Source organism: Finegoldia magna, assembly GCF_003182075.1.
GTDB classification, from domain to species: domain Bacteria; phylum Bacillota; class Clostridia; order Tissierellales; family Peptoniphilaceae; genus Finegoldia; species Finegoldia magna.
The window spans coordinates 1-26,319 of record NZ_QGTH01000023.1 but is presented as its reverse complement, the minus strand read 5'-3'; the positions used below and the strand labels follow the sequence as shown (position 1 = coordinate 26,319).

The following is a 26,319-nucleotide window of genomic DNA, read 5'->3' as shown; positions in this document are numbered from 1 at the left end:
GGTCAAAATTTGACCGCTTGAGTGCGGAGCACGAGCTTCAAATTTTAGGAGACCAAGATTTAGAAATCACAAATTTCTGTAGACCAGATATTCGAGCAAAACCGCTCCTACGTGACATTACCTATGCTTTTCAATGCACCTCACGAATTTTTACACCAAGTGATGCGAAAAACAACAGTTTGTCCGTAAATTCCTTTAGAATAAAAGGCTTTGATTAAGCGAGTCATCTGGAGAAAATTGTGAAAACTCAATCGCAGAAATCCGGCTAAAATTTGACCGCTTGAGTGCGAAGCACGAGCTTCAAATTTTAGGATTTCGAGATTAGAGGTTTTCAACTTTAAGAATTTTTTAGTAGGAAGCAGGCTTTGACGAAGAATATCATTCGGAAGAAATTTAGTTTGATTTCAAATCGAAGGGCTCCGGCTAAAATTTGACCGCTTGAGTGCGGAGCACGAGCTTCAAATTTTAGGAGACCAAGATTTAGAAATCACAAATTTCTGTAGACCAGATATTCGAGAAAAACCGCTCCTACTCAACACTTACCCTTGCTTTTCAATGCATCTGACGAATTCTCACACAATTTCCAGCGAAAACCTTAAGTTTATCCGTAAATTCCTTTAGAATAAAAGGCTTTAACTAAGTGAGTCATCTGGAGAAAATTGTGAAAACTCAATCGCAGAAATCCGGCCAAAATTTGACCGTGTAAACGAAGCGTGCTTCAAATTTTAGGATTTCGAGATTAGTTGTTTTCAGCTTTAAGAGTTTTTTAGTAGGAAGCAGGTTTTGACGAAGAATATCATTCGGAAGAAATTTTGTTGATTTCAAATCGAAGGGCTCCGGCCAAAATTTGACCGCTTGAGTGCGGAGCACGAGCTTCAAATTTTAGGAGACCAAGATTTAGAAATCACAAATTTCTGTAGACCAGATATTCGAGCAAAACCGCTCCTACGTAACATTACCTATGCTTTTCAATGCACCTCACGAATTTTTACACCAAGTGATGCGAAAAACAACAGTTTGTCCGTAAATTCCTTTAGAATAAAAGGCTTTAACTAAGCGAGTCATCTGGAGAAAATTGTGAAAACTCAATCGCAGAAATCCGGCCAAAATTTGACCGCGTAAACGAAGCGTGCTTCAAATTTTAGGATTTCAAGATTTGAGGCTTTCCAATTTTTGGAAGCTAGAGGAGCGTGTTAAACCTTTTATTCTGATTTGAAACAGAGTAATTCTAGCAACAAAAACCTACCCCTGTCTATCTAGCCACGAATTCTCACACTAAGCTAACAACTCCTGTCCTTACCTACCTTAGCAATCCTCATACAAACGAAAATTCATTCGAAAAAATCCGTCAAAATCAGGGAGCGAAGCGAAGCAAGCGGACTTATTTAGGATTTTGAGAGTTGAATTATCAACTTTCTCCCCTAATCCCCCATGAGGTATGAGTCCTTTAGAATAAAAGGCTTTGACTAAGCGAGTCATCTGGAAAAAATTTTGAAAACTCAATCGCAGAAATCCGGCCAAAATTTGACCGCGTAAGCGAAGCGTGCTTCAAATTTTAGGATTTCGAGATTTGTTGTTTTCCAATTTTTGGAAGCTAGACGAGTGAAGTTAAACCTTTTATTCTGGTATGAAACAACCTAATTCCTGCAATCAAAAACCCCGTCTCTGTCTATCTTCACACGAATTCTCTAACTCTACCTAAAAACTACCTTCACACGAACCCTCTAACCCCATCTAACAACTTACCCCTTACTCAAAACCTACCTCAACACAAACTCTTTAATACCTCACCTTACAAACTCATACCTCAACACGCCCTCTTTCCCTGGTTCTAGTTCCTCTACAACCTTCCCTTGGTAAAACACATACGCGCCACCTTTCGCCCTGTCATCCTCATCTACGAACGAATTCACAAACAGCACTGGCATTGGCACAAGCTGCGATTGTTTCTTGTAGTCCTCAAACTCATTCTTAAACCAGTCCTTCACCGAAAAATCGACAAACACAGGCCACAACAAAATATCAGAGTCAATCATAGAAATATAAGTATACAAATTCTCATCCCAGAAATCACCGCAAATCAACGTCGAAAAACTCACTCCATCCATCTTGTACAAATACAACTTGCTGCCTTCCCTGTAATCGCTGCAAGCAGAAGGCTCCTTCCAACCAGGACTCATTCTCCTGTAATTGTTCAAAATCTCCCCACGTTTCGTCACAGTCATCTGCGAAGAATAAAATGCACCATGATCATTCTCAATATATCCGAACGAAATCGCAACCTCATTCTCCCTCGCAATCCTACGAATCTCCGCAATCTCATTCGAATTTTGCGTCACAGGAACACCAACATCATCCTTGTACACAAAACTCAAACACTCAAACCCTTGCAGAAAACTTTCCCCAAACACACACATGTCAGCGCCGTTTTCAGCTTCCTCTCTCGCGTATTTCTCAATTTGCTTCATATTAAATACCTTATCATTCAAACGTTGCTCCACAGCACACAAACTAATCTTCATTACTCAAAAAACTCCTTTGCATAACTAAGCTCTCCACGAGTCTTGAAACCATCCTCGCATCTCGCCATGAAATAATCATCCTCAATATAAAAAGGACACAAAATCCCGTAGTCTCTCGCCCTCGTGAAACCAAATTTCGTGAACACATCAGGCTCACCCATCACGCAGACAAATTTCACACCACGACTCATAACATCATCGACAGCATTTCCCACAAGCAAATCCACATTATCGTCACTCAAATGCTCATCGTCAACGTAGAAAATCGACAGCAACAACCCATCGAACTTCCTCACACGACATTTCGTGAACATCACAATTCCACAAATCACATCTCCGTCTTCCAATACAAAAGTACAATCCTCACAGAAACTCTTCGATTTCACAATGTCCTCAAACAATTTCACATCGCTCTTCTCAGAAAAACTGTACTTCATATTAGAATCTCTCAACAAATCACAGCATCTGTCATAATCATCTGCATTATATAATCTATATCTCATAATTCCCTCTTTTTCATCATTCGTTACATCAATTATATCCTAATTCACACACATTTGCCATTTCTATCATCACATCACCCACAAACCACACACTCATAAAATAACCATATTTAAGTAATAAAATTAAATCATTACGAAACAAGGAGGAATTAATGCAACAAACTAAAAAAAGATACACAATAGGCGAAGAAATCTTCAACTCCGTAACACATGGAGTGGGAGTTCTAATAGCAATAGCGTTCATGGTATTGTTAATCATAAAATCACAAGGCAACCCTCCACTCATAATTGCAAACATAATCTACGGAGTAAGCCTAATGCTGATGTTCCTATTCTCCACGCTATATCACGCCATCACCAACACCAAAGCAAAAAAAGTCCTCAGATATTTTGACCACTCCGCAATATTCATCTGCATAGCTGGAACATTCACACCAATAATAGTTAGAGTGTTACAAGGCGCACAAAGAGTAGGATTTTTAGTAGCCGTTTGGCTTATAGCACTAGTAGGAATAATCCTCAAAATCACAATATTCAAGAAAAATCTCCAAGAAAAATACAAAAAGCAATCACTCATACTTTACGTAGTAATGGGATGGATGTCAGTATTACTTATGAAAAATGTCATCCAAATCTCTGGAATGCTTTCATTCATACTCATATTGTCGGGAGGAATACTCTATTCCATCGGAGTCTACTTCTACGCTAAAAAAAGAAAATACTTCCATTCAATATGGCACATATTCATAATACTAGCATCAGTAGCACAGTTTTTCGGAATATATTTCGGATAAAATTTTCATTTCAAACAAAAAGGGTAGCACAATAGAAAATCTATTGCACTACCCTTTATTTTATTTCCCATGCCTTCTAATATCCAACATGAATTTTCTAATATTCACAATAAGCACAATCCATGCTAACACAGTAAGTGCCAACAGCACATAATCAAGTGTTTTTGACGAAGATTTTTCCGACAAATCTTTGCCTGATGAATTCTTATTGCCATTCACATTATCAGTGCTTGTATCAGCCGTAGTTTCATCAACTCTCACGCAGTTAATCAAAATCCTTCTAGTAAATGGAGGATACATCGGATCACACGACAATATAGTCAGCATATCCTTGCCTTCCACAGGCTTCAACCTATCCCAATCCGACGGACTAATGTACTCTCTTCCGACAACCTTGTAAGTCAAAGTCTTCCCATGATGATGCACATACACCACATCATTAGAATACAATTGACCCACCTTCAGCAACATAATATCTCCGTACCAACCCCTGTGGCCCGCAAGCACACTACGTCTGCCCTTACCACCCACAGGAATCGAAGTCCCGTCAAGTTGACCGACACCCTTCGCCAAATGATTGTAGCTCGCACCCAAATAGATCGGCTTCTTGAAATTAATCTTAGGAATCTCCAAATACCCGAAAATCCCATTCTCATCAATCACCTTACTATTTTCAAGCTCAATATCCTCCGAATTAAAAGGATCCACAAGACCTGTCTCATCCACATTCACATTCGAATTGTATTTGTCGATTCTTTCGGAAAGCTCAGTTGACATCTCACCTTGTGTCCTCAAAAAATCATCCATCTTTTTATCTTGTGAGAAAATCTTGTACGACAAATTGCTCAAACAAAACGTCAACAACCCAATCCCCACAAACAAAATCACATAACCAAACTTCCTACTTGATCTCATTATTCTTCTTCCTTCTTCTTTGTCTAATATAATACCACAACAAAATCGCGATAATAATAAGTGAAATAATCAAATAAATCTTGTACTTACCAGTCACTTGACTCACCAAATCCTTCTCCACAGCAGCAGGATTGTATTCAGTACGCTCAGCACGCACCAACAACCTGTGCGAATTAATCATATACGGAGTGCAAGTCAACAACGTACAATAATCCTTGCTCTCCACAACCAAAACCTTGTCGAAATCGCTCGGCTCCACAACAAAAACGTCGATAACCTTGTACGCCAAAACCTCTTTGATATTGTGAATGTAGAACACATCGCCCTTCTTCATCTTATTCAAATCAGTAAACAGCTTCGCAGTAGGAAGACCCCTGTGAGCAGTCAACACAGCATGAGTTCCTTTGCCACCAACAGGAAGGGAAGTCCCCTCCAAGTGACCAACACCCTTCTGCAAAACCTCCTCACTCGTACCAGCGTAAATCGGCAAATCCTGATTAATCTTCGGAATCTCAACGTGGCCAATCTTTTCCTTCACCTCAAGCATTCTCGCATACTCGCTAATCGCATTCTTCTTTTCCTTCTCAGAATAAGGATCCGCAAGCTTACTAGGATCCAAAGTCTTATTGTAAATCTGAGCGAGTCTAATCCTCCTGTCAATCTCCTTTTTGTCAATCTTCTTAGCCGTAGTATCAAAATCGTGCACCGCACTATTAGCCTCAATCCTGTAGTACAACCTTGAAATCAAAGGATACATCGCCACAGCAAATCCCACCAAGAAAATCAACACATACTTCAAATTTTCCTTTAACTTAGACTTCTTCATGCTTATCCTCTACATCAAGTTCTTTTAATCTCTTCTTCGCCTTACGTTGACGATAAATCAAATACAACAAAATAGCGATAATAACCAAAGAAACATAGAACAAATACCTGTAAATATAACTTGCCTTATTATCAGCAATCAACGCCTCATCCACAGCAGGAACATAAGGAACCCTGTGACCCCTAACCAAAAGCCTGTGCGAATTAATCATAATAGGAGTACAAGTAAGTAACGTACAATAATCATGCCCCTTCACAATCAGCAAATCATTGAAATTCGAAGGTTCCACAATCTTAATCTGATCCACCTGATAAGCCAACGTCCCGAAAATATTGTGAACGTAAAACTTATCGCCAATCTTCATCATCTTCAAATCAGTAAACAACTTCGCCGTAGGAAGCCCACTATGAGCAGTCAACACTGCATGAGTATTGTTCCCCCCAATAGGAAGAGAAGTCCCCTCCAAGTGGCCAATCCCAATCTGCAACACATCCTCACTCGTACCAGCATACATCGGCAAATCCTGATTAATCTTCGGAATCTCAACGTGACCAATCTTCTCCTTCACCTCGAGCATTCTCGCATAAGCCTTCCTGCCCTCTTCTTGGTTTTTCTTATCATAAGGATCCTTGCTCACCACATTATTCAACGAATCATTGTAGCCCTTAGCCAAAGCCAACCTCTTATCCAATTCTTCCTTCGACAAACCCTTCACAGCCTTGTCGAACTCCTTCACTTGATTAGTGGAATCCACCCTATAATACAACCTAGAAATTACAGGATACATCATCACACCAAATCCCAACAAAAATATTAAAATAAACACAAAATTATGCTTAATCTTCTTCCACATTACAATTACCTTTCTCAAATACCGGTTTCTAAGACAATTATACCTTAAAAAAATAAAATCGAAAAACATTTGATACTGAACATAACCAAACCCTCACACCAATAACACATCTCACAAAATCGTAGACCACCTAGCATGAGGGTTTATTTTTACATATTCTCAAATCTATTTTTCGACTTACTTAATATTTTTTCCTATTAACTTATCGTCCTTTGCAATTATCCACTTACCAATAAAGAACATAATCGCACCGCCAATCATACTCATGAAAAATCTAATATCCCCAGTCTTTGGAATCTTACGACGAGTAATATCTCCACCTGGAGTTCTTCTTCTAGTAATAGTGTCACTCTTGTTAGTGATGAAAGCAATGGAAATAGTCTTATCATCAGCTTGTTTTTTGATTTCAAATTCAACAGGCTCACTCAATAAAATGAAACCTGCCGGAGCTTTTATCTCAACTAAGTAATACTTACCATAATCCATATCCTCAACGGAGAACTTACCATTGTCAGCACTTGTTACAATATAATCCTTGCCGTCCTTCTTCACTGGCTCAAACTTTCCGTCTTTGTTCTTAGTCATAACCTTGAACATCGCGCCACCCAAAGGCTTCTTAGCTTCATCAGTCTTCATGAAATCGTGTCTACCCTTGTCCTTGTCCGGAGTCTTACTATTCACAACCCTAAGTTCCACAGACTTATCAGAAATAGTAAACTTAGTGTCCACATTCTTAATCATGTAACCTGCTGGAGCTTCCACCTCTCTGAAAATATAATCGCCCTTCTTAATATCGTTGATTATAATCTCACCAGATTCATTGGAAATATACAAGCCCTCATCAGATTTTTCCTCATTCTTAGATTCCACACTGGACTTTTCTTCCTTTTTTTCATCCTTGGATTTTGCTTCATCTTTTTCAGACTTGGAATTTTCGTCCTTCGACTCATCTGCGTTTTCTTCAGATTGCACCTTGGATCTGTCGTCATCTTTTGAAGATAGTTCAAGCTTATCATCTTTTTTCATAGTAGCCTTATTTTTTAACTCAACATACTCGCTACCACGTCTTACAAGTAACTTAAACTTAGCACCCTTCAAAGGATTGCCGCTCTCGTCCACCTTTACAAGTCTAACATTAGTAGAAGATTCCTTCGCATGAATAGTCACATTCTTCGAACCATCTTCAAGATCATTTGGAAGGTTAATCAAAGCCGGAACAATATCCTTGTCCCTCTTAATACCAGAAGTATCCCTCATATAATATGCACCGGCACTCAAATTATCAAACACAATTTGATTGTCCTTAAACTCCATCACCCTTTTGTCAGAATACTTAGAATTCAACTCTTCAATAGATAACTTATTAAGTTCATCAAGCTTACTAGATTTATTATCGTATGGCACATCAGACACCTTCCACAACGAAATATCTCCACGAGCCTCTCCTAGCTTCTTATCCACCGTCACAGTTATCGAATAATCACCCGCGGCAAATGAACTGCTAGTAAGAGTCATCGCCACCATTACCATAACCATTAATATCTTTTTTAAAATCTTCATATTATTACCTTCCATTTATAGTTCTATATTAACATTGTTATATTCTTCTAAAAGTGCAAATACATCACATATTTGCACTTTTAGAAGAAGGAAAATTGCTTTTCCTCTCTTCTTTTAGTTATTATCTAGCTTCAGTTGCTTGTCTTTTTTTGATAGCGATAATAGCTGATGCCATTATTGCAAGACCAATAGCAGTGAAGATAATAGTACCAATACCACCTGTTTGTGGGATTGTTAAGTTAGAGTTGTCGATTCTCTTGGCTGTTGTACCTGTTGCTACTGTTATTTCTTCGTCTTTATCATGGTACTTAACGCCATTTTCTTCGTTATTGAATGAATCTTTATTTACTGAGAATTCGAAATCAATTGATGGTAATGCGTATCCTTTTGGAGCTTTAACTTCCACTAGGTCATAAGTTCCTTCTGGAAGACCATCAATTGCAAATCTACCTGCTTTATCAGATTCTAATACAACAAGGTTATCTTTGTTATCAAAATCAGCATCACCTTTTACAGCTTTTACTGTTGCTTTTTTCCATACATATTCAGTCTTAAGCTCTTTGTAAGCTGGTTCTACATCTGATTTATAGTAAGTGTCAGCATCTTGTTGAGTTTTACCTGAACCCTCTTTAAGCATATCTTCATAAATTGCTCTAGCTTTTAAATATTTAACTCTATCATCGTTTGTTTGTTCATCTGTTTTTCTTGCTAAATATTTACCTTCTTGTGATTCAAGGTGACCTTTGTCTTCATTTTTAACATTTGTGAATTTTTTAGCCTTAACTACAAATTGAGCACCTTCTAGAGATTTATTTGTACCCTTGTCAGCCTTTACAAATCTCTTACCATAGTGAATTACTTTTGGTTCTTTTGGGTTAAGTGGTTCTGGTTCTTCAGTTTCCTTGTTTTCGATTGTAAGTTCTCCTGCAACGGCTTTATTAGTTTCTTTATCTTTACCTTTTCCATAAATTACATCATAACCTGTTGTAGTTTCTACTACCTTGTATTCATATTTAAGATCTAGATTTTCCCAAGTGTAGCTTGGATTTGTAGAAGTAAGTGTTTGAACATCTCCTACTTTATCTCCTGTATTGGCATTGTAAAGTTGAACTTTGATACCATCTTCTGGCCATTCTACACCAGTCATCGTTTTTGTTACAGTGATTTTTTTGTCATCATTTGGTTTGTTTGGAACTGGAGTGTTACCTTCAGTTGGATTATTACCATAGTGGAATACTACGTCGTTTGATTCAGGAATATTTACAACTGATTTTTCGTTAAGAGTTGCTTTATAAGTTACTGTAATAGTAGTATCAGTAGCTTGGTCTTCTATTCTTTTTAGACCTGTAGCACTAGTAACATTTCCTTCTTCGTCTACTTCCTTAGTTCCTTTTAATAATTCAAGTTTGAATCCATTACCCACTTCAGTTAGTTTGTAATCTGTGTCTTTAACTAATTCTTCTTCACCTATTTTAACTTTTAGAGTGCTTGATTCAAATGTAAGACCTTCAGTCATTTGGTCAGTCCAGTAAACTGAACCATATTTTGTGTTTGCTGGAATGATTGTTTCGATTTCGTAAGGTACTAAATCGCCTAAAGTATAATCTCTTGTTTCATTTTTTTCTGTGTCGATAGGTCTTGTAGCGTCTGCCTTTCCTTCAAAGTCCTTGTCAACTTGTGGTTTTGTTGTTGTGTTCTTTGGATAAATGTTTAGTTCTGTCATATATTCGCCACTAGGATCAGCAGTAACTTTACCTTCACCATCTTTTACCAATTTTACTTGAGGTAATGTCAAAGGAAATGGAACTGCATGAGCACCATTTGTTGTAACATTTGCAGGTGTAGCTGTTTCTATAAACCAGTAGTATCCATTAGCTAAATCTACAGTAACCTTACCATCTTTATCAGTTTTTGTTAATGGTTTTAGATTGGCTGTGTTGAAGTCTTCTATTCTCTTGTTGTAATCCTTATCTGATTCATTTTCATTCTTTGCTACTAGTACTTTAGCTACATCTTCAGCTGTAGCTGGTTTAGAAGCTTTTAGTGTTTCGAGTTGAGCTGCAGTTACAATATAGTAAGAAAATTCAACACCTTTTAATCCTCTTACATTTTCACCTAAGGAAGTATAATCTTCTATTTTAGTACCATCATGATCAAGTGGAACTCCTTTATAGGAATCAGCTTGTAACTTCCAAATATTAACTTTTGTTTTTGTTTCATCAGCAGCGCTTGCTATCAATGGGGTGAATACGCCAACCATCATCGCTAATGCTATGATTAGTGATAAAAATCTTTTTTTCATAATAAAACTCCTTTATATTTTTTTATAATCATTTGCCTTTCGCAAATTATTACCTTACCCTTGCCTTTTAGGCACTTCTTCCTTTTGAGGCTTCGTCCAATATATCCTTTTATTGGTATTCTTAGACTTTGCCTTTTCACAGACCTCTCGGTCCGCTCTCTATAATCAAGTCCTTTTTATTAGAACTTCGATTAGCTTTTTTACTATTATTCCTTCATCTTGAATAAACATCAGAACATCTTGAGATACCAGGGACTTGGCTTACGCCTCATCCCCTTGTCTCTTATTTAGTCCCTTTACGGAGGGTACCTCATCTTTTGATTAACCTCAATCATGATAAAGCACTCTCTCTTCTCTTACGTCTGTACTTGTAGTACGCCGTTGCCATCATCACAGCACCCACTACAAGGAATCCTATGATACCCATAGCACCAGTAAGTGGATATTCCGCCTTACGGTTTTCAACTGGTATTGGTGTAATGTTGGACTTGTTCACATCTACATAGACTGGATCAGTGCTTGATAGCGTATTTATATCGAGACCGTATTCAGCAGTATCTAGTATTGTGTTATCAATAATTAATTCTGCTTTTTGATCTATTGGATACTCGGTTTTTTTGCCCATAAACACATCATCTATCTTACCTGTGTATTCAACCACTATTGTATCAGTTGTTGAAATAACGCTTGAGTCAGTATCTTTTCCAAGAAGTTCTTTTAGTGAGTATCTTGATCCTCTGTTGTTACCAACTGTACCATATTCAAGTGCTCCTAGCTTCTTGAAGTCTTTTTCTTCTAATTCTCCAATAGATTTTTTATCATTTTCTCCTGGAGTTTTCTTTAGAAGAGCAACTTTAACCTCTCCACCAGTTCCATTTCCTGTGGAATCTTTAAACTCAGGTGTAATACTCCAGTAATTTTCTAAGATTCTTAGGTAAGAGGAGTTATTAATACCAGTCAAGCTTTCGTGTTTAGGATTTATTACTATTCTTTGTGTGAATGTATTATTTTTCTTATCCACTGATAGAACTTGGCTAATTATTTGTCCTTTCTTACCCCTTGTCAAGCTTGATTTTAGTGGGTCTTTTTCAAGAACTGAAATACTTCCACTTTCAAGTTTGAACTCTTTAATCTTGCCAGGGAATTTAGAATATCCTTCTGGTGCCTTAGTTTCTACTAATGCATAGTAACCATCTTTTGAGATTGGAAGTTTGAACTTACCATCTTTGCCAGATGTAACAGTTATTGGTTTTTCAACTTCTTTTCCATCCACTGTTTCCTTCTTAGTAAGGGCAGCATATTCGCCATTTTCTTCTTCCTTATAGTGAATTTCAAATACTGCACCAGTTAGTGTCTTTGTATTATCATCTCCGTCAACTTTTACAAATTCAATATTCTTGTAGTTAACTACATTTATTGGATCTGTTCCTATTGGTTCGTTGACTGTTTCTGTTTCTCCTGTTACAGCTTCCATAGCTTTATTCACAACATTAGTAATTGTCCTTGAGACATTTTCTGTAAAACTTGGTCCAGTAGAATTAATAGTTGGTTCTGCATTTTCTCCAAGTGAAGTTCCTACTGGATTGTCGCTTCCCTTAGGTCTAGTAACTTCTTTTGTTATTATACCGTCCTCATCTACAGTAAATTCTTCTATATGACCTTCTATCTTGTTGTAGCCTGTTGGGGCTTCTTTTTCGATAAGGGCATATTTTCCTGGAGCAAGTTTTTCGTACTTAACTAGTCCATCTTCTTCTGTAGTTTTTTCAGTACCATTAACTTCATTCCATTTTGCTGAAGTACTGTCGTATTTTACAAGGGCGAATTTTGCACCTTTAAGGGCTTTGCCTTCTGCATCTGTCTTCTTAAATGAAATTTCATTCTTAGGGTTTGTCGCAGTTACTTCAAGCTTAGCCTCTGCATTATTTTCATTTAATAAACCATAGACATAATCGTGTCTTTCAGCACCCACAAAAGTATAATTGTATGCATCGTATCTGTCGATCTTTCCTTGGGCTTCATAGTCTGCTGTCTTAGTCTTGTCTTTGATACTACCAGTAACTCTTATTATATAAGTGTCTTCTGGTTGTAGGTATCCATTAGGGAAAGTATAAACTGCAGGATCAGCCTTAGATGCATCACCATAATAATTGTTCTTGTTAAGCAAGTAAATATATCCCTTGCTGACAAAGTCATTTACATCCACTGCATAAGATGGAGGTAAGATATAGTTCATGTTGTTTTGCCAATTTGCATTGTAATGGTTCAATAAATTATCATTAACTCTAAACACTTGCATTCTTAGATTTTCTACACCCTTAGCTGGAAGATAAGTGAACCATCCATCTTTTATTAGGTTTTGATCCCTGTTTAGATAGAAGATGTGTTCAAAATCTCCAGTCTTATTATCAAAGTATGTTATCTTTGAGGATAAGTTTGGTCTAGTTCCATTAGCCTCTGCAAAATGTATTCCTAGGTCAAATCTTACATTTACATTCTTAAAGGTATTTGTTGCATTATCCCTATTCATTTTAATTCCAACAGGTACATTATCTTGTGATGTTTTGAATTTGAAACGATCAATGTGACCTACAATACTTGTGTTAAAGTCTTTTAGTTCATAGGTTCTAGCATATTCTGTAAATGTGTAGGTGATTATTCCACTTGCATCATCATATTCTGCCTTGGCTATTGTACCAACACCGTCTGCGAATATATCAAGACCAGAAATTAAATCTTTGTTGTAGATACCATATAGGTCAGTGTAGTCACTTAATTTAACTTGGAAATAATCTCCAGGCCTTATTGTTTTGCCATTTGTTAGTTCAAAGTCATTGTCGAACCTAAATAACTGAGCTGAGTTAGGCCAGATTGTATTAGCTGTTTGTTTTTCAGGGTCATTGTCTGGTCTAATTATTGTCATTTCAGACTTATTTAGAGTGATGGAATCTGTTAGGTTTACACCAGTTCTTGCGATTGGGCCACTATATGGGTCAAGGTCCTTACCACCTACTGTGAAGTGCCATATTTGACCCTTGTTTTGGTAGCCGTCAACTGTTTTTGTTTCTACTAATTCATAATTACCAATTGGTAGTTCTGTAAATTTTACCTTACCATTAGCATCTGAAGTAGCGTTATAAATTCCGTCAACTTTTGTGCCTGTACCAGTGTCTGTACCAGTCTCTTCTGTTTTCTTTCTTGATAGTCTTGTTAGCTTAAAGCTTGCACCTTCAAGAGCCTTTCCTTCGCCATCTTTTTTGTTGATGGTGATAGCACCCTTACCAGGTTTTTCGTTTACTATCTTACCCATGTTCTTGGCAGTGGCAGATGTTACGAAGTCAACTAGTTTACCATTTTTAACAGAAGTTGTTTTTTCTGGAACGTACTGGTAAACACCATTAGCTCCTTCATATTCTAGGGAAACAAACCCTGATGAATCTGAAATTATTTTAGTTTGAAGTAGGGCATATTCATGACCATCACTTACTACTAAAATTAACTCTTTTAGCGGTTTGCCGCTAGTTGCATCAGCAGATTTATAAATAATTGTTTCCATGTTGATTTCTTTAGAATCAACTTCATTAATTTTAATTTTCTTTTTAGCATCCTTTGGATCAGTCATATATAGACTTGTCAAAGCTTGACCCTTATCATCTCCAGGGAACTTAACTTTAATAGTTTTAATATCTATTATCTTTCCTGTTTCAGGATCTACAATCTTACCAGAGTCTGTCCTTATTGTTTCAATTGTGAAGCTAAGAAGTGGTTCAGTTATAGGTCTGTAGCCCTTTGGTGCTTGAACTTCCATTAGTCTGTATCTACCTGGTTCTAGGTTTCTGAAACCAAAGTAACCGTTGAAGGCAGATGCTACAGTTGAACCTTTGACCTCTTCATAATTTCCACCAATAAGTTTTTGAACCTTAAATACTGCTCCTTCAAGTCTGTTTTCAGTTACTATTTGGATGTCAGGCTTATCGTTTGGATTGTCACGACCGTGCTTTGAGAAGGTAATGTTATATTTTTCCTTTTCATTTTCGATTACCAATCCATCTTTTGGAACTTCATTTTCTGTATCTGAAGAATATATAGGATTTAGGTTTACAGATGTGTCTGCATGGTGATATGGTTCAGTTGCTATAGTTGGGTCAACCTTACCTGTAATATAGTCGCCATTGCTGAAAGTTACTTTCTTACTGATAAAGTTAGCATATTTTTGACCAGCAGGTTTCTTCTTTGCCCAAGCATCAGCTGTTTCTTTTCCTTTTGTTGCTTCTAAATATTTTCTTAATGCTTCAGCACCACCTTGATAAGCTGCTGTATTTTTGCCAGTATCTCCTATAATAGTGTCAAAGTAGACACTCTTGTCTGCTTGTGAGTATACCAGTTGTTTAAATTCTCTCTTACCTTTATAGAAGTCAACATGAAGGTCAATCTTGCCATAGTCTGCTGGATTCATTTTATCTTCAGTCTTCTTATAAGGTGCTTTCTTAACAGGTTCTTTGCTTGGATTTCCTTGAGCATCTGTGAAGTTGTAGTTCTTGTCTATATAAACTTCATTAGTTGCCGTACCATCTATAATGGTATCGTCATAGTAACCTTCGACTTCTACTATATAAACTCCTTTACCAATATTTAATTGGTCTTCGTCAAAGCCCCAGTCAAATGGTCTCCACCTTGCAGTATTTACCATAGACATATTTGGATTTGCTAAGTCGTAAGTTCTTAGAATCTTATCATAATCTCCTTTTTGGATGTCTGCGTTTTCTTCTGGGTTTACTATTTGATAAGTTGACCTATAAGCAGTCTTGACACCTTCTTTGATAGTTACTGGAGGAAGTCCTGCCCTATCAATTTCTTCTCTCTTGTGTTTTGGACTTATTTGTACGTTTAAGAAGTCTCCACCAGTATAGTTTCTAGTATCAATATAAATTCTTTGTACATAAGTCTTTGATTCTGGATTGATATAAGTTAATCTAGATTTTACTTTTATATCACCTTGAGCATTATAATCTTTTGCATTTGCTTTTTTATTATCATCTATAAAGCTTGATGGAGTGTCTGTTGGACCCTTGTAAACAGAATACATACGTCCGCCGTCATCTTTTACTTCCATCTTCCATGGAGCTACAATTCTTTTGTAACCATCTGGGGATTTTTCTTCTGTCATTACGTAGTAGCCTTTTTTAAGCTTAACTACATTTCCATCTTCGTCTTTGAATATTACATTTCCATCTTTATCAGATGTTCCTTTTAACACTTTGAAATTGTCATCCACTGTATCGTACTTATCATTAGTCATTTTCTTGATGTTAAAAGTAGCACCTTCAAGCTTTGTTCCATAGCTATCAGTCTTGATAACCTTAGGAGTGATACCATCTTTTCTGTTGGTAATTTCAACTTTTTTGCTCTTGTCGCCATCTTTAATAAGAATTCCTAAAGCTGGGTCATATTCATAAAAGCTTGCTGAAATACTTACATCTGATTCTGGCATTTTAAATGAATTTGCCACTACAGGTATTTCTTTGTCTTGACTATCTTTTACAATAAATCTATCAAATTTATAACCTTGATTTGCAGTTGCTTTTAGAGAAATCCTATCTCCCTTGTTTGCAGTTGCTAAGTTGGCACTTACACTACCATTTTCTATATTATTTGAAATATTTAGCTTAAAAGCACCAGGGCTTGCTTGCCATTTAAATTCTGCATAAACTGTTACGTCATCATCTGGCATTATGAAGTACAAGCCATCTGCATCGCTTTTTACTGTAACATTTCCAGATCCATGAGCCTTATTAACGTTATAAGATTTTATAGAATATCTATTATATGGTTCTATTTTTAGTCTTACCTTAGAACCTATTTCAGCTATTCTTTTATCCACGCTTACGTTTCCGCCAGTATGTTGGTTAATATTAACTGTCTTGCTTCCATCTGGTACTGTTTCAGTCTTGAAAGTTACATTGATAGTTACATTTGACTCTGGCATCTCAAAGGATCCGTGTCTACCATCGAAGTCGACATTTTCTAAGTTTCCAGTACGATCATTTTTACTTACATAATATTTATCTACTTCCCAACCAGGGAAAGATTCTACCTCAAATTCTACTGTGTCTCCTACTTTTGCTTGACCGTTAGTAGGATTTGTAACTGTAATTCTTCCTCTTTCAGAGTCTCCAGAAGTACCTATATCATAACTTTTCGCTTCTTTTTTCTTGAATGTAGCTTTAATAACTACATTCTTGTCTGGCATTGTGAAGCTTGTAGCATTTGTAAGATCTCGCAAGTTATTTCCAGCTTCATCTTCTAGCCAAATTCTTTCAACTGTGTAACCGTCATTAGGAATAATTCTTAGAGTTATTTCTTGATCTTTTGTTGCAATGTTAGGAACACCGGCTACTACACCACCATCACCATTATAGTTTTTAATACTATGTTGTGTTGGTTGAGGTGTGCTAATAGGTTTAAAAGTAGGATTCAAGGATATATCAAAGTTTGGCATTTTGAAACTTGTGCCAACTTCTACCTTTTTACCAAGATTTTTGTCATAGTAAGTTACCTTGTCTAGTACATAACCTTTATTCGGATGTGGAGTTATTGTTACAAGTGTACCTGGAACTACGTCTCCATTTGGATTTGCTTCAATAGTTCCATTTATATCTCCATTTACCCAAAGCTTGTGTGTTGTTTGTGGTTGTTCTTTTTGCTTAAATGTAGCATTAACAGTTACATTTGCTGCTGGCATATTAAATGTCTTTGTATTCTTGTCAATATTGACAGTATTTGTACCATCACTATAAGTCAAAGTATCTAACTCAAAATTAGTATCTGGTGTGACTTTTATAGTTACTTGGTCATTTTGTTTAAGTCCAGTTGTTTTATTACCTTCTACAGAAATCTTACCATTTGTAGTAGCTCCTAGAGATAAATTATAAGTTTGTTCTTGAACAAGGTTCTTATTAATTCCTGCTTCAGTTGAATATGAATCAGTTATCCATGCGTTGTTATTACGTGTCGCAGTAGTGTTGTTATTGTAGTTACTTCCGAGTCCTATTCCAATAGATGGATTATAAGGAGCTTCCACTACTACTTTTAGAGTGCCATCAATAGTAGCTGGAATTGTGTTACTAACTAACCTATATTTGTTGTTGTTTACAATCTTATCATTGAAGGTTATTTTGCTAGTTACATCTGTTCCATCAGCTTTATAAATTTTTAAGATAACATCTTCTTTTTTAATGTCATAATCTTCTGGTTGTCTATGAATTTGAATTGTTCTAGGTTTTTTACCAAATTCAGATTGGTAAAAAATAAATTCTTGTCTAAATCTCTTTGTATCCTTGTTGATTTCAGTAATTTTAGTACTACCGAATTTATCATGTGATAAATCTCCAGTTCTTCTCCCCTCAGATTTATCAGGATAAACTATCTCCCATCCATTTCCTGCTCTTACAGCATTGCCTATCAGTTCATTAGAAATCTCAAAAGGATCTTGTTGTCCGAGAGTCGCACTTAAGACTGCAAATCTATTCTTTCCAACTAATGAGAATAATGTTGGGGTTTCTCCTGCACTATCAATTCTCCAATCACCAGTCCTTACTTCAGCGTTTCTTGATGATCTTGATTCATTATTTTCTTTTAGGTATATTTTACCATCTTTTTGAACTGTTACTGTCCAATCTGTGTTGGCTTGTTCGTAACCTTGGGCTGGTCCATGTTCTACTAGTTTGTAGGTACCTGGTAGTAGGTCTTTAAATTCTACCTTTCCTTTTTCATCTGAATGTGTCCATTTTGTATCTGTGCTTTTGTCTGGACCAATTAATTTAAAGGTTGCACCTGTTACTGCGTCATGTGTGCCTTGTTTATTTATTTCTTCGTTGATTTTATCGAAAGAAAATTCGTATTTTTTCTTTTCATTTGTTACATCGAGGTAGTCATCTGATATATATGATTCTTTTATATCCTCAGTGATGTTATCTTTCTTAATAGGATCTCCCACTACTATATCTGATACTTGTTCGTAGTAGTCTGATTTCCAGAATGGTCCTTCTGATGTGTTAATGTCCATTCCAGTACCTATTCCACCATATTCATTTGTATAAGGAATCTTAACATCTACAATTATTGGTTTTCCTTTTATTAGGGAGTTTCCATTTGCATCAGTTAATTTTTCCTTTTTGAAAACTAATTGAAGTCTGTCGCTATAAGAATATGCTAATGGCGATCTATCTACCTTATCAGTTATATCTGTCAAATTATAAGAATATAGTCTGATGTCTTCTACATTTGTAGTAACTGGTTTGTCAAGAGTATAAATCTTTACATCTTCTTTACCAGCGTACCAAGACATGTTGTCATCCCAAAGTTTTTCTCTGTGAACAAGAGCATTGTAGATATCTATATCTTTTCCTTCTGGGTTTATTACATATCTTTGGATAGCATATTTTCCAGTTTTATTTATACCGACAATTCTTGTACCAAGCTTGTAAGGTGTTGAAGATTTGTCTGCATATCCCGTTTGTCTGTTATCACCTGAGATGAATTTGTCAGTTGGTCTTTGTGATACATTGACCCAATTAACTCCATCTTGAGTTAGAAGTGAATTTTCAAATTGTTGTGTTCCTCCACTAGGATCGTCTTCTTTTTTCTCATTGTAAGCGTAAATCTTAACTTTGTTATTAGCATCAACTTCCACTACCCATTTATTGTCAAGCTTTTGGTAGCCTTCTGGTGATTTTGTTTCTTCTAGTATATAAGTTCCTTCAGTTAAATTTTTATTGAATTTTACAACACCATCAGTTTCAGATTTCCCTGTAGCAAAGGCTGTTGTTTCGCCTTGTTTTGTTAGCTTAAATTCTGCACCAGGTAGTGGCTTATTGTCTGAATTTTTTTTGTAAACTCTAAATTCTGTAGCTGTAGGTTTATTTGTCACTGAAATTTGTATATTTTTTCCAACAATAGAACCACCGCTAGCATTAAGTCCTATTTCAGTGATTACTACTGTACCATCTATACTTACGTTTACATTCCATCTTCTATCAGTCTTTACAAAGCCTTTTGGAGATTTTTCTTCTCTTAGGGTATATGAACCTGGTTTTAGATTTTCAAAGTTTATAATACCATCATTTCCTGATGTTCTATAAATAACATTATTATTTTCATCAGTTAATGAGAAGCTTGCACCAGGAAGAGCTTTGTTATTTGTTTCGTTTGATTTTAAAATCTTAAAATTACCTGGTGTATATTTCTTGTTGACTAATCCAACTTCTTGGCTATAGAATTTTGGAATTTCTCCACCAGTTTGATCACCAATGGCTGTATTGGCATTGGCTTTTGATACAAAGGCAGAGTTGAAAGGTCCGTTAGCCATATTGAAGGCTCTCCAAGTATTGTTAAACTTGTCTATATCAGAAATTTTGAAAGTCTGTTCAATAATATAGCCGTCTTTATTTTTATTATTTACACTTGGCATTTGAATATTCAAAGGACCCTTGTCCTTAAGTTTACCAAATGTATTTAATTTACTTGGATCATAATTTAATACTACATCGCCATTTCTATCATTTGTGATTTTTTCATTAGGATCTATATTTCTACTATAAATTAAATGATAAGTTGATGGATCTTGCTCTGGTCTTACACCAAAGGATAGGGGCATATTGTAGTTTACTTTTTTACTTGTTTGTAATTCTGGTAAATCAATTACTCCCATATAAGGTGCTGTCCTATAAACCTTGACATCTGTTAGTGAGTATGGAGGTGTAGTTCCATCTCCTGTCCATTCGACGTAATTTCCTGCTGTGTAGTGTTTTACTGCTTTCCAGTTAAAGTTAAGGACATTATTTGTTCCTGGTTTTACATAGTCAGGGTTATAGTATGCCAAGGCTGTTACGTACCATTCGCCATCATCAGCCTTATATACATCCCTAAAGTAGTATGATTGAGAAGGCCTGCTATCTGCTGGGTCATAATAGTATAAGTTGTAGTCAGCAGTGATAGGCTGAGTTATAGTTTGGTTATTTAGACCTTCTTGCCCTGGTGCTACTGTTACTGTGAAGTTATAGGTACCATCGTTTTTAGCAAAATACTTTGATGGGATTATACCAACTAATTTAATATTAGCATCAGCCTTACCACCCTTTGATTTTTCATTAAATACATAAGTTAGTTTATTTGTTGTGTAATCAAAATAAGGGTCAGCGATATCTATTCCTTCTTTACTTTTAATCTTAGGAAATTCATTAAAATATTGAGTGAAGTCTAGATTTGGGTCAAATTGGATTGAAAACCTAGATCCAGGTGCTGAATTGTTAAGTTTTATATCGGCTGTGTATGAAAGTGATTCTAGGAAATATGCTTCCCAGATACCTGGTCTTCTACCAATACTTCCACTTTCTTTATCATTTACATAAAGTTTTTGAGTTACGCTTGTAACATCTGCCCTAGACTTATCTTGGCTTTGTTCTATATCTTTTATAAAGTAATCTTCACCATTTACAGGATTACCTGATCCGTTTTTAAATTTAGGAATGTAAGTTACTTGTTTAGAGTTATCTACTGTTACTTCAAAGATAACATTTGACTTTACATAGCCATCTGGTGCTTGAGTTTCTTCTATTGTGTATTTACCTTCTGGTAAGTTACCAAAAGAAGCCTTACCTTCATTATCTGAGATTGATGTGGTTATAACTTCTCCATCTACATCTTTTATTACAAATGTAGCTCCTGCTATGGCATTTTTGTCCTTATCTAGTTTTTTGACTTCTACTGGACGAGTTTCAAAGGCTTCGTTAGTGATAGTAATCTTTGTCGCCTTATCTGTATCAGTTGAAGTAGATGGAACTATGTTTTGGTTTTGGAGTCTAGCGTTATTATTTGTAAATTTATAATCACCATCTGTCAACCAATCATAAGTTAGACTATCGCCTGTTCCAGTTACTTTTACCAAAAATCCCCAATCATTTGCAAATCTTTCTTTTGGTAGACTTATTTGATATCCGGTTTTTTCCAAGAAATCATCATATACATCATTACTACCATTAATCGGATGATTATTTGGATAGTTTAAGACACTTCCTCCCAATTGATTCAGCATTTTATCTACTGTTTGTTGGGTCATGGCAGTTTTTAGGGGATTTCTTTGATCAGTTGGGTACACATCAAAAACTTCTACAGTTGAGATAGAACCATTATTCATCCTTAGGTTAAGTCTAGTATCTCTATTTGTAGATCCACCTCTTTGTGCTTCATTTGCTTTTAGGAAGATATAAGTTGTAACATTTCCCTTATCATCCTTAGTTGCATATTGCATTGCATTCATGTAGTCAGGATAGCCACCATGTGCAACTGTTTGAGTTGGATTAGCCCCTACAGATATGCTCGCTGATCCACCTGTAAGATTAACACCACCATCATTATCAATAGTAACTGTTGCATTTTCTTGGTTTAATTTGTAACCATTTGGTGCTTTTGTTTCAAAAATTGTGTAAGTTCCTGGTGCCACATTATTAAACACAGCTTCACCATTAGCATCTGTGATTACTTCTGGACCACCTAAGAGTTTGAATCTCGCTCCAGCAAGTTTTGTCTTAGGGTCTTTTTTGTCTGTCTTTACTATTGTAAAGCTTGCCATTTTTGGAACTTCTTCAACTGTTCCTCTATTATGAAGATTGTATCCTTTTGTGTTTGGATCATAGTAGTTGTGGTTTTCATAGTAGGATATAGTTTGTCCATTGTATGTTTTATCAGTTGGGAAAGTTTGAGTTATTTTTGGTTGTGTTTTTGTAAATTGTCTTTCCCCTTGTATATTCCATACTTTTACATGAGGTATTGTTATCGATCTAGTTGCTTGTCCACCCGGTGTTTGTTCATCAACAGTTGTATAACCTAGTTCTTTATTAGTATTACTTGAATCTACTGCCTTAATAGTTTGAGCCGGCATATTAATCCCTTGGTCTAGGTTCCAGTTTTGGTCTATTAGGATGTCTTGATATTTGGAAATTTCAACACCACCAAGGCTTAGTGGGTTCTTTTCTGTTGGGCTAAAGTTAGTATCATATCCATAAACTGCGATAGTACCAACATCTTGGTTTGTGTTTGGATTTTCTCCTTTTCCTGGCATTGGATTAACATTTTGTTGTGTTTGTCCAACTTGAACCATCTTGCCGTCAGAGCCTATTTTATAAACAGCAACTTGTCCTTTTTGTAAAGTTTGGTTGTCGCTTAGACTTCTTGTTTCCCAAGGAAGTTTTGTATCAGCTGGATTTTCATCTGTGCCTTTATCGTCACCAGTTGATATTGCATCTGTCACAGTCCATCTTGCAGCAGATTCTGAAGTGAATTCTCCTAGGATTGTAGTCCTGTTGTTCATACCTGATCTTATTGGTGTAGCTTCTTTTACTTTGTCAGCTGGCCATCCATCCATAACGAATCTCTTAGCACCAACTTTGTTTTTGGCAGTAAGGATGATAGAAATATCCATCATGTATTTTTCTTGCATACCTTGGACTGGTGTGTAGAAGTTATATGTTATTTCTCTAGTTCCTTTTGCTGGAGCGTGGTGCTTTGAGTCATGAATACCAAAGGCTCCATCAAGTTGATCTTTTAACTCTACATTACTATTTTGAATTTCTCCAAGACCAGATCCTTTGACTTCAGTGAAATTAACCTTAAGTCCTAGGTCATTTAGATCAGTATCTGATGTTACATTTATAGTCCAATTGTAGCCTTGTAGCTTTCCGTCTTTTATAACTGGAGTCGCATAGGCATCTGTGTTTACTTTGTAGTTTTGATCATCAGCTTCGATGATTTGTGTAACATCATCTCTACCTGGTTCGATGATAGATCCCGCAGGGTTACCATTCTTATCTATCCTTTCTGGTAGAAGGGATTTTGGATTTGTAACTCCTAGACCAGACACCTTGTTTATAATAGTCATTAGACCATTTTTAAAATCATCACTTTTAATATTTTGTGTGTTGTAGTCCACTGGGATATTCAATGGGACTTGGATATTTTCTGTGATATTTCTTGTTATAGTATAAGTTATTGTATTATCCGCACTATTATATTTTGGAGTAGCTATAACTTCATTATTGTATTTTATAGGTTCTAGTGTGTTTTGGTTTTTTACTGTTAGTTTGTCATCAAGGTGAATTCTAAAGTATTGATCTTTTTTGATTGGTCCAACTGCTGTCGATGTATCAAACCTAGTCATGATGTTGAACTTTTTACCCTCTAAGTTTAATGTGTTTGCTCCTGCGTCTGCAAACACATGTGGGTTGAAGTTCTTATCGGCATCTTTTTCTATTAATGCTTTGATGGCATCTTTGTTATCTTCCATTAGCTTTGCTTGTTCTTCTTTTGTAAGGTGATATTTTTCTTCAAAGCTGGATAATAATGCTTGAACTTCTTTTAATCCGTTTGCTTTTACTGATATGATTGCTTTTAGTTCACGGTCTGCTTTTTGAAGATTAGTAAGTCCGAAGAATTCTTTGATGCCTTCTAATAATCCTTTTGTTTCTTTGCTGACTTCTTTTTTGTCAGTTGTCTTGTTATTGTCTTCTTTATTATTAGCATCTTTTTTGTCTTCTGATTTTTTGATTTCTTCTTTTTTGTTTTGTAATGCTTTGTCAAATTCTTCTGCTTTTTGTTTTCTTTCTTCTGGTGTTGCAGGTTCTTTTTTGACTTCTTCAGTTGTTTCCTTCTTCTTTATAATAGGTTCTTCTTGTTCTTCTTCTGAGCCTTGTACTAATCCAAGAAGTTTTTTGTTTTCAGAATCTTTCTTCGCTTTTTCTTCAGCGGCTTTTTTAGCTTCTGCTTCAGCTTGTTTTTTGGCAAGTTCTTCTTGTTTTGCTTTTGCTTCGGCTTCTGCTTTTTGTTTTGCTTCTGCTTCTGCTTTTAACTTTTCAGCTTCTGCTTTGGCTTTGGCGTCTGCTTCTTGTTTTGCTTTAGCATCTGCTTTTGCTTTTTCTTCGGCTTCTTTCTTTGCTTTTTCTTCAGCTTCGGCTTTTGCCTTGGCATCTGCTTCTGCTTTGGCTTTGGCGTCTGCTTGTGCTTTTGCTTCGGCAACTTCTTTTTTGTGTTCTATTGATGATGTAACTTCAGCTGGTAATTGTTCTGTTTGATATGTGCTATAAGTTTTATCATCTAATATAGCTGCAAATAAGTCTGCGTTTTGTTTTACTTCAAGTGGATTATTGTCATCCTTATTAAGAGCTATTGTTGTAAGTTTGCTGTCAACTGCTTTGTCAACTTTGAAATCGAAGATGTAAGTACGGTTGTGTTTGTCACCTTCTGGCACTTCGCCATCTTGTTGAAGTCTGCGTTCTTCTGCAAGTTGAAGTCTATGTTGTTCTGTTGATTTTAGATTTTCTGGAAGTTTGTTGAACAATCCTTCTTTATCAAAATCAAATTCGTCAACGACTTTAAGACTGTATACTTTGTAGTCGTCTCCAAAGTCTTCCTTGTCAGCTTGAGGCACGTAGTTGTTATGGATTCTGTATTTACCATCTTCTTGTACTACGGATACATCCAAGCTCAATCCTTGATCTTTGAGTGATTTGTCCACTCTGTCGAATTCTTTGTGAGCCTCTTCTACTGTATCAAATGTCCTCTCGTCATAAAGACTAAAATCCTTTCTAACTAATAGTTTGATGTTAGAATTGATGTTCGTGGTGTTCAATACAAACTTGACGTTCGTATCTGTGTCCAGATTCTTGTCATCAATTACTGTAGCGAGGTTCAATGAAAAGTTGGCATAGGTATCCTGTTTCAAGGTCTCGAGCTTTTGTATTACGTATCTCTCGTCGAGCTCTTCCTCCTTAGCGAATGATGTTATGGCTGGAACGCATGATTGTATGAACATCAGCATTACCATGACTAACGCCGTTAGTCTATCAAATATTTTCTTCATTTTAACCTCCTGAATTACTTGCTTTTTATTTCAAATGTTAGTTTTTTGATATTTATTATACTATTTTTATTCTCTACTGCTTTACATGCATTTAGAATAAAAAACTATAAACTTTTAATTCAATAATGCATATCGTTTGCTTTTACCCTCTAAATAAATAAAGAATCAGCCCAACATATCCGATGAATAATGTTGCCTGACTCAGTTAGTTCTAAATAAAATGCATAGCTTTATATATCCATTATAATTACGGTTGCTTCTGTTTTTATGTAATATATATTTGCATGTATTATTTATGTGTAGTTTATCGCGATATATAAGAAATGTCAATTTATATGAATTGTTAATCTAGTTTTTATGATTTTTTGATTTTATGCATATAAAGTTTTATCAAATATTTACAAATTACTTTTTTAATAGAATTCGTTTGTTTTGTTTCTATCTTTTTTATTTAGTAATTTACTGTATTCGCTTTATATTATGGAATTGATTGCTAATTTAATATTTATTCTATGTTTTTTGTTCAAATATTGCTCTATATATTTAGTGAGATATATCATAAAAATTTAGGAATATTTTTATGAATTTATCACAGATTCTAAGAAAACGCTATAATTCAAAGATTTTAAATAGTAATTTTTTTATATAATTTGTTACTATGAGCGAAAAATGTAGTATCGTTTGCAAATTTTTTTAAAATTTGTTTAAATTTATTAAATATTTGTGATTATTTTGAAAATAATTGGGTATGAGATGAGGTTGATTTATTTGGATTAAAAATATATCGAATTATGAAGAAATAAAAAAAGACTATAGCAATCACTTTGAATGCTATAGTCTTGGCGAACGATAGAGGATTCGAACCCCCGACCTTCTGGTCCGTAGCCAGACGCTCTATCCAGCTGAGCTAATCGTTCATATACAACAAAACAGATGTATGCACATCTGTTGTTGTCTGGAGCGGAAGACGAGACTCGAACTCGCGACCCTCGCCTTGGCAAGGCGATGCTCTACCACTGAGCCACTTCCGCATGAATTCTTTTGGTGGAGGAGGGTGGATTTGAACCACCGAAACATAAAGTAACGGATTTACAGTCCGTCCCCTTTGGCCACTCGGGAACTCCTCCATAATCCTT

At 35.8% G+C, this 26,319-nt stretch carries 10 protein-coding genes and 3 tRNA genes; 2 read left to right on the top strand and 11 right to left on the bottom strand.

The features are described from left to right. Window positions 1-218 (top strand): hypothetical protein (locus DES33_RS09750; RefSeq protein ID WP_211305686.1); only part of this gene is annotated, 218 nt, incomplete at its 5' end. A gap of 1,569 nt (window positions 219-1,787) precedes the next feature. Here the strand turns inward: DES33_RS09750 and DES33_RS08390 are convergent. Together DES33_RS08390 and DES33_RS08385 are read right to left on the bottom strand one after the other, a co-directional pair. Next, window positions 1,788-2,522 carry a carbon-nitrogen hydrolase family protein gene (locus tag DES33_RS08390; RefSeq protein WP_110058694.1) on the bottom strand — a complete coding sequence of 245 codons (735 nt, stop codon included), beginning with the start codon at window positions 2,520-2,522 and terminating at the stop codon, window positions 1,788-1,790. After that, window positions 2,522-3,025: a GNAT family N-acetyltransferase gene (locus DES33_RS08385; protein ID WP_110058693.1), complete on the bottom strand. Its 504-nt coding sequence runs from the start codon at window positions 3,023-3,025 to the stop codon at window positions 2,522-2,524. The genes DES33_RS08390 and DES33_RS08385 overlap by 1 nt, the downstream gene beginning before the upstream one ends. A gap of 152 nt (window positions 3,026-3,177) precedes the next feature. Here DES33_RS08385 and trhA point away from each other — a divergent pair, with 152 nt between their 5' ends. Next, the gene (gene trhA / locus DES33_RS08380) at window positions 3,178-3,819 is read left to right on the top strand and encodes a PAQR family membrane homeostasis protein TrhA (protein WP_110058692.1); all 642 of its coding nucleotides are present in this window, start codon (window positions 3,178-3,180) and stop codon (window positions 3,817-3,819) included. Window positions 3,820-3,879: 60 nt separating this feature from the next. On the opposite strand, the gene DES33_RS08375 is transcribed toward trhA, so the two are convergent. The 9 genes from DES33_RS08375 to DES33_RS08335 all read right to left on the bottom strand — a co-directional run bounded on the left by DES33_RS08375 (window position 3,880) and on the right by DES33_RS08335 (window position 26,310). Further along, complete coding sequence (locus DES33_RS08375) at window positions 3,880-4,734, bottom strand: class C sortase (RefSeq protein ID WP_110058691.1); 855 nt, start codon at window positions 4,732-4,734, stop codon at window positions 3,880-3,882. Further along, complete coding sequence (locus DES33_RS08370) at window positions 4,721-5,560, bottom strand: class C sortase (protein WP_110058690.1); 840 nt, start codon at window positions 5,558-5,560, stop codon at window positions 4,721-4,723. Before DES33_RS08370 ends, DES33_RS08375 begins: the two co-directional genes overlap by 14 nt. Then, window positions 5,547-6,413: a class C sortase gene (locus DES33_RS08365; protein ID WP_002840364.1), complete on the bottom strand. Its 867-nt coding sequence runs from the start codon at window positions 6,411-6,413 to the stop codon at window positions 5,547-5,549. The genes DES33_RS08370 and DES33_RS08365 overlap by 14 nt, the downstream gene beginning before the upstream one ends. 177 nt (window positions 6,414-6,590) lie before the next feature. Next, window positions 6,591-7,973, bottom strand: coding sequence for an MSCRAMM family protein (locus DES33_RS08360; protein WP_110058689.1), 1,383 nt, complete (start codon window positions 7,971-7,973; stop codon window positions 6,591-6,593). 121 nt (window positions 7,974-8,094) lie between these two features. Further along, the gene (locus DES33_RS08355) at window positions 8,095-10,275 is read right to left on the bottom strand and encodes a pilin N-terminal domain-containing protein (protein ID WP_110058688.1); all 2,181 of its coding nucleotides are present in this window, start codon (window positions 10,273-10,275) and stop codon (window positions 8,095-8,097) included. 331 nt (window positions 10,276-10,606) lie between these two features. Then, the gene (locus DES33_RS08350; RefSeq protein WP_110058687.1) at window positions 10,607-25,183 is read right to left on the bottom strand and encodes a SpaA isopeptide-forming pilin-related protein; all 14,577 of its coding nucleotides are present in this window, start codon (window positions 25,181-25,183) and stop codon (window positions 10,607-10,609) included. Window positions 25,184-26,023: 840 nt separating this feature from the next. Beyond that, a tRNA-Arg gene (locus DES33_RS08345) sits at window positions 26,024-26,100 on the bottom strand. 39 nt (window positions 26,101-26,139) lie between these two features. After that, window positions 26,140-26,214, bottom strand: a tRNA-Gly gene (locus tag DES33_RS08340). An 11-nt stretch (window positions 26,215-26,225) separates the two neighbouring features. Beyond that, window positions 26,226-26,310, bottom strand: a tRNA-Tyr gene (locus tag DES33_RS08335). Window positions 26,311-26,319 lie beyond the last annotated feature (9 nt).